Here is a 1474-nt window from a genome sequence, read left to right on the forward strand (position 1 = left end):
TTTTTTTTATTAAAATTCCTGCATTATCTGGATATGTATTTACTTCATAATGCCAAATATTTTTTTTAAAAACTAACGGATTTATTGAAACTTTATGGTCAGAAATTTCTTTTCGCAACTCTAATTCTATTTTGTTTTTATTGCCAAATCTATATATTAGATCACTTTTGTTAAAATAATCATAACAAATAGATAATTGCTTATTTCCTATTTGGCAACCAAAGGCATCCATTTCAATTAGATTTTCATTATATGTACATAAAGAACGATCTTTAAAAAAGATTTTTTGCCTATAAAAATTATTTAAATCTTGATAATTAGCTAATTTAGCTAGTAATCTATTTATTTCATGTTTTGACAAATTTTGTTTAAATTGATCGGCTAAAATAAACAGAAAGCTTTCATAGTAATTTAAAAAATATTCCCCCAAAATATTTTTTTTATTTAATACAAATATATTATCGATAATTCTAATAGTTTCATTACTTATATTTTCTATAATGGGCTCACCGATTATATTTCCCATACGTCGTTCAAACGTGATTTTTCCCAATAAAATTAGATTATTATCTTTGATATTCAAATATGTGATTGTTAATGGTGAATTACCTGTATTTGATTCGATTAAACCGAATATACCTAGTTTTGAATAAAACATTTCCCCACCAAAATATTCATTTCCAATCACATTATTTGTATAGGTGAATGAATTGTTATCAACGTTAATCGTTAATAATTGATATCCATCATAATCCTTTGATTCTTCATTATTATATGGGCAATATTGGTATAATAAATTCATATTGTCCCCAGAAAATGTTGTTATATTTATTTTTTTAACCGAATCTTTATCACATTTTGTTGTATTAGCAAATGCAAAATTCATTGATAGTATAAAAATAATAATAATTTTCTTCATATTATGATTCCTTTATTTTTCTTCTTTATAGTTTTTCATATATTTCTTTTATAAGCACATCATAATTATTTTTTTTATAATTGCTTCCATTATAATAAAAAGCAAATGTGTCCCATTTTTTTAACTTTAATGCTTCTAATGCATTGTTATTTCTTAATAAATAACCTTTTAATGTAATTAAATGATTTTTTTCTGAACGGCTAATTTCATATAGAATATCTTCAATACTTAATTTATTTGAATGCATATTTGCACCCATGACTTGAAATTTTCCCCAAGAAGCTGATAGTAGTGCTTCTCGAGGTGATAAATTATATGCTTTTATTAATCGTTCATATTGTTTCGCATAAGTTCCATACTTAGCAAATGAAGAACTACTAGAAATATCAGGATCATTATCAAATTTACCATTGGTTAATTTGTGAAAATAATGTCTTTCAAACAATATTTTAGGGACATGATCTCCTAAATGAGTGTAAAAACTTTCATCCTTTGTTTCTTTTATACCTACAGCTTTAAGAGCTTTTGCTTCACATCCTAACTCATTTGCAACTT

Annotated in this window: 1 protein-coding gene and 1 pseudogene; both read right to left on the minus strand. The window is 24.5% G+C overall.

Annotation, left to right across the window (positions count from 1 at the left end):
• A pseudogene (locus J3U14_RS11620) lies at positions 1-919 on the minus strand (hypothetical protein); the annotation flags it as partial.
• A gap of 25 nt (positions 920-944) precedes the next feature.
• On the minus strand, positions 945-1474 hold a 530-nt coding region (locus J3U14_RS11625), incomplete at its 5' end, for an N-acetylmuramidase domain-containing protein (protein ID WP_267351838.1).

The organism is Gilliamella sp. B3801, assembly GCF_026536645.1.
In the GTDB taxonomy this organism is placed as follows: domain Bacteria; phylum Pseudomonadota; class Gammaproteobacteria; order Enterobacterales; family Orbaceae; genus Gilliamella; species Gilliamella apicola_I.